Origin of the sequence: Synechococcus sp. R5-13 (assembly GCF_047462015.1) — a bacterium.
Taxonomy (GTDB): Bacteria; Cyanobacteriota; Cyanobacteriia; order Thermostichales; family Thermostichaceae; genus Thermostichus.
This window is the reverse complement of sequence record NZ_JANSIL010000144.1, coordinates 1-4,884: the sequence shown is the minus strand read 5'-3', so window position 1 is coordinate 4,884 and position 4,884 is coordinate 1. Positions and strand designations below refer to the sequence as shown.

The following is a 4,884-nucleotide window of genomic DNA, read 5'->3' as shown; positions in this document are numbered from 1 at the left end:
ATCCGTACTGAACATATTATACATTATTTTCAGTATAGTTGAGCTTATTATTGACTAGAGTCATGCTCTCACAAAACCGTAGGCAAACTAACCTCAGCCCTGCCGTAAGCAGGCTGTGACCCTTTCGCAGGTTGATTACCCTCTGGGGATCCCTGCCACTCGAGGTGGAACGCTTTACTGACAGACTTTGCCCTGCTGGTCGGCAGAAGGGCTGTCAGAGTTCTTGTTGGTTAGCTTACCACCCCCCGGCCCAAACTCAGCTCGGCAAGCCTTGAGAGTCGGAGGAGAGCGACATTCCGCCTGTTAGAGCTGGTCAATCTCCTTGCGCAAATTTTCCAACTCCAGATCGACCTCGCTCTCACTTGCGGTGGAAGGTTGGCCTGAGGACTTCGCCTCCCCAGAGGGCAACTGACCCTGAATCGACGCCTTGAGCATCAGCAGCTCGTGATCTACATCCGAGCCACCCGCCTCCAAAGCGGCAAACTGGTTTTCCAAATTGTCTACCGCCAGCTCGGCTACTGCCGCCGACTGGGCCTCCAGGGAGTTCACCTTCTCCTCCATGCGCTCAAAAGCGGCAAAGGCGCTTGTGGCGTCCACCCGCCCGATGACCTGGTTGATTTGCTGGGAAGCCTTGGCGGCGCGGGCGCGAGCGATGAGCATGTCCTTTTTGGTCTTGGCCTCAGCGATCTTGCTCTCCAGCTTGGTCATGTTGGACTTCAGGATCTCCACCTGCTTAGTCTGCTCATCCAACTGCCGCTTCAGGCTTTGGGCAGTCTCGGCAAAGGTTTTCTTGCGCACCAGCGCTTCCCGAGCCAAAGCTTCGTTGTTGTTGCGCAGGGCCAACTCGGCGCGTCTTTGCCACTCATCAACACTCTGCTGTGCTTGCTCATACTGCCGCTCTATCCGCTTCTGGGCAGCAATGGCCTGGGCAACCGCTTGCCGCATCTGGTAGTGATCCTCAGACATGTCCTGAATGGTCTGGTTCAGGATTTTCTCCGGATCCTCGGCGCTGCTGACCAGCGCATTGATATTGGATCTAATGATTCGGCTGACCCGATCGAACAATCCCATCGGTTGCTTCCCCCTCTAGCGGTCTGACCTAATGCTACCCTTGCTGCTTTGATGCCTTCCAGTGCTTCTACTCCAGTATAGGGATCCATAGGGCTCCGCTGAAAAAAGCTGTAACGTTCTCTTGCCCCAATACCCTCCAGAGCCGATAATGCTTGCTTAACTTCGTTTGCTGACCGACAATCCCTGTTCTCTGATCGGGGCCATCCGCAGGTCGAAACGAAGTTGAGTTTGGCCGGTGTTGTTGGGAGTTCTCCGCCCCAGGTTCACGATTCAGGAGAGGGATCCGTGGCTCAGCGCCCGATTATTCTGGGTATTGTTGGTGATAGTGCTGCTGGAAAAACCACCCTCACCCGTGGCATTGCCCAAGTCTTGGGGGAAGAAAACGTCACTGTCATCTGCACCGACGACTACCACCGCTATGACCGCAAACAACGCGCTGAACTGGGGATTACAGCCCTCCATCCCGACTGCAACTACCTGGATATCGTTCAGCAGCACCTGACGCTCTTGCGCACCGGCCAGCCGATCCTAAAGCCCGTCTATAACCACAGCACCGGCACCTTTGACCCGCCAGAGTACGTCAAGCCCAACAAATATGTCATCGTCGAAGGGCTGCTGGGCTACTTTACCCGTGGTATGCGGGATAGCTACGATGTCAAGGTTTATTTGGCCCCTCCCGAACATCTACGCGCCCTCTGGAAGATTAAGCGAGACACCCGCAAGCGCGGATACACAGAAGAGCAAGTTCGAGAAGAGCTCAAAAAGCGCGAACCCGATTCAGAAGCTTTTATTCGTCCACAGCGCCAATGGGCCGATGTGGTGGTCACCTTTTACCTGCCCCAAGAGGGATCCAACCAAGACGAGGTATTGCTGAATGCACGCTTGGTGCTGCGCCCCACCATTCCTCACCCAGATTTTTGGCAAATCCTCAATGCCCGCGACAATCACCTTAGCTCTGCCATTCGTTTGGATTTGGATCGGGATATGGGCAAGCCCGTCGATGTTTTGCAGATTGATGCCCATGCTACGGCCAGCCAAGTGATCGAATTGGAGCGGATGCTCTGCAACGAAATCCCTTACCTGGGCAAGTTCTGTAGCTTAGAGGGAAACCCCAATATCGGCCAATTGATCGGCACCACCGGCGAGCTGCTCCAGAGCTATCCCCTGGCTTTGACTCAATTGCTGATCACCTACCACATGCTAAAAGCGGCCCATATCTACCAGTAGAATCCGTGGCGGTGAGGGATCCCCAGTTTCACAGGATCTGCAGGGGAGGGCTAGGCTCAGCACTGTAACCTGATCCTGGAGCAAACCTTTGTCAGCTTCTGCCGAAGACATGGGCTGTGCTGGAATTGAACCAGCGGCTCCCACCGTGTCAAGGTGGTACTCTACCACTGAGTTAACAGCCCCTACGAGCGATGCCGCTGTGCATCTGCCTGAAGGCCAGAAACAAATAATATCACATCTTAACCTGTCCCATTGGGGTCAACCTAGGTGGAGAGTGGACAGGTGCCCTATTTCAAATCAAAAAGGGGATCCGGTCAGCAACTGGTAGTGCAACACCTGGGGTGGGCGAGCAAAGTAGGGCCCGATGAGGGCACGCCAGCGGACAAAGTTTTCCGATTGGCGAAAGTTGACCAGATGGGCCTCTAGGGATCCCCACTGAACGAGCAGTAGGTATTGCTGAGGGTGCTCCAGACAGCGCTGCAGTTGGTGCCCTTGGTAGCCGTCGGTCTGCTGCAAATAGATGAAAGCTTGAGCGATGGCGGCTTCAAAGGCGGCTTCAGAGCCGGGGGTAATTTCAAACTGAGCCACCTCAAGGATGGAGGAAGCAGTCATGGGTTAGGTATGCAGGCCGCATTCGGTTTTGCTTGTGCCCTTCCAGCGTCCAGAGCGGGGATCCGCCCCTGGCTCAACAGGCGCAGTGCAGTGGAGGCAGCCGATACTGGGGTAGTGGCGATCGTGCAGGGGGTTGTAAGGGATCCCGTGGTCAAGGATGTATTTCCAAACTTGGCCATTTGTCCAGTCAGCCAGCGGGTTGAGTTTGAGGCGGTTGCGCTTGCCGTCCCACTGCACCTTGCCGATATCGGCGCGGGTGGGGGATTGTTCCCGACGCATCCCTGTAATCCAAGTGGTGCAACCGGCCAGAGCACGATTCAAGGGCTCCACCTTGCGGATGTTGCAGCAGAGGTCGGGGTTAGAGCGATACAGTTCTGGCCCGTATTGAGCTGCCTGCTCTTCCGGGGTAAGCAAGGGCTTGAAGATCTGCAGTTGCAAGTGGGGGTAGCGCGCCAACACCTGCTCCCGCAGTTGTAGGGTTTCCGGGAAGTGAAAATCGGTGTCCAGAAAAAAAGCGCGAACACGGGGGTTAATCGCCGTGAGCAGATCGATCAGCACTAGGTCTTCCGGGCCAAAGCTACAGGCCAGCACCAGCCCATCTCCAAATTCTTCAACCGCCCAGGTGAGCAGGTCTCTTGCCGACAAAGGCTCAAACCGTTCGCTCAGGGACGCCACTTGAGGTTGATACTGCTCCCGCAGCGCTTGAGCCGCCAGCTCCCAGCGGCTAGAAGGAGAAAGGCTTGCTGTCATAGGGGGAAGACACCGAACTCGACAATTTTTGCTTTTTTAATCTACACTAATTCGGTCAAGCTTTAGGGGTTTTGATTACCAGGCGGCAGCGGGCAGAGGGAGAGAGCGGGATCCCTTGGCCCGGAGAGGGATTTGTCCCCAGCGATCCCGTCGGATCCCCATCACCAAGCCGTGCCAGAGGGGGCTGGGATCCAATGCCGGCAACTTAACCCAGTGGTAGCGCAACACCCCTCGCCGTGGGTTCACCTCCAGCTCAAACACCCGCAGAGCCGAAACCGGCCCCACCAGAGGAGGTGCTGTCAGGTAGGGGATCCCATCGCGGACATACACCTTCGGCACATGCAGATGCCCACTCAACACCGCCACCACTCGCCCGTGGCGGGCCAGGAGAGCGTGTAGTGCCGAGGCTGGTTCGCTGAGGAGCCGGTACTTGCGAAACAAAACCGCGTCCATTTGGGTGGGAGCAATGAAGGGCGGCTGATGGATCAGTAGGATCAGCCATTCTTCCGGCACCGTTTGCAGATGTTCGTCCAGCCAGTGCAGTTGGGAGGGGCGGAGCACGCCCTGAGGCAAAGGGAAGCGTCCCAGGCTGGCGTCGAGGGCAATCAAGCGGATCCCGGGCAGAGGGGAAAGGCTGTAATCGACGTAACCGGTGGGAGCCGGGGACAGGGGAAATTGGCTTTGGCACCAACGGATAAACTGATCCCGGTTGAAGCGTCCCTTTCTCCCTAGGGTGTCGATATCGTGGTTGCCCAGGCTGAGGTAATAGGGCACCCGCAGTTGGGCAACAATCTCCTGGAAAGATTGAAAGCTCTCCGGATCCGCTTGATCCACCAAATCCCCGGTAAACACCACGAAGTGCAGATCGGGCACCTGGTTGAGATGGGCAACGGCGGCTTCCAACTGGCGGCGAGGGGAATCGGACATCCACCAACAGCGGCACCCCGTCTCGGGCATCAGGTGGACATCTGAGACTTGAGCAAAGCAAATGCGTTGGGTTGCCATTGTTTAGGTACTTATTCACACCTCACGCCCGCATCATAGTCAATGAGGGGCCGGGGGGCTATGGGCTTCTCTTAACCTCAGCTGGGAGCCATCGGCAACTGGGGCACAGGTAGGGCTGTGAAAGGGGCGCGCAGACTGGTCAAATTGGTGTAAACTACCCGACTCCGACCGCTAAGCGGTACGGAGCGGGCTTTCAGTAGCCCTGAGCCTGCTCTGCTC

Annotated in this window: 5 protein-coding genes and 1 tRNA gene; 1 reads left to right on the top strand and 5 read right to left on the bottom strand. The window is 56.6% G+C overall.

Annotated elements, in window-relative coordinates; genetic code table 11:
• Positions 1 to 303: 303 nt before the first annotated feature.
• On the bottom strand, positions 304 to 1,071 hold the full coding sequence (locus tag NW840_RS10890; protein ID WP_414344240.1) for a PspA/IM30 family protein: 768 nt from the start codon (positions 1,069 to 1,071) through the stop codon (positions 304 to 306).
• Between the two features lie 285 nt (positions 1,072 to 1,356).
• Here NW840_RS10890 and NW840_RS10885 point away from each other — a divergent pair, with 285 nt between their 5' ends.
• Entirely contained in the window at positions 1,357 to 2,298 is a 942-nt protein-coding gene (locus tag NW840_RS10885; protein WP_414344238.1) for a phosphoribulokinase, read from the top strand.
• A 110-nt stretch (positions 2,299 to 2,408) separates the two neighbouring features.
• Here NW840_RS10885 and NW840_RS10880 read toward each other — a convergent pair.
• The 4 genes from NW840_RS10880 to NW840_RS10865 all read right to left on the bottom strand — a co-directional run bounded on the left by NW840_RS10880 (position 2,409) and on the right by NW840_RS10865 (position 4,665).
• Positions 2,409 to 2,480: transfer RNA gene (locus NW840_RS10880), tRNA-Val, on the bottom strand.
• A gap of 115 nt (positions 2,481 to 2,595) precedes the next feature.
• A complete protein-coding gene (locus NW840_RS10875; RefSeq protein ID WP_414344235.1) occupies positions 2,596 to 2,910 on the bottom strand; it encodes an antibiotic biosynthesis monooxygenase family protein in 315 nt (104 codons plus the stop codon).
• Positions 2,911 to 2,913: 3 nt separating this feature from the next.
• Positions 2,914 to 3,660, bottom strand: coding sequence for a phosphoadenylyl-sulfate reductase (locus NW840_RS10870; protein ID WP_414344233.1), 747 nt, complete (start codon positions 3,658 to 3,660; stop codon positions 2,914 to 2,916).
• A 75-nt stretch (positions 3,661 to 3,735) separates the two neighbouring features.
• Complete coding sequence (locus NW840_RS10865; protein ID WP_414344230.1) at positions 3,736 to 4,665, bottom strand: metallophosphoesterase family protein; 930 nt, start codon at positions 4,663 to 4,665, stop codon at positions 3,736 to 3,738.
• Positions 4,666 to 4,884 lie beyond the last annotated feature (219 nt).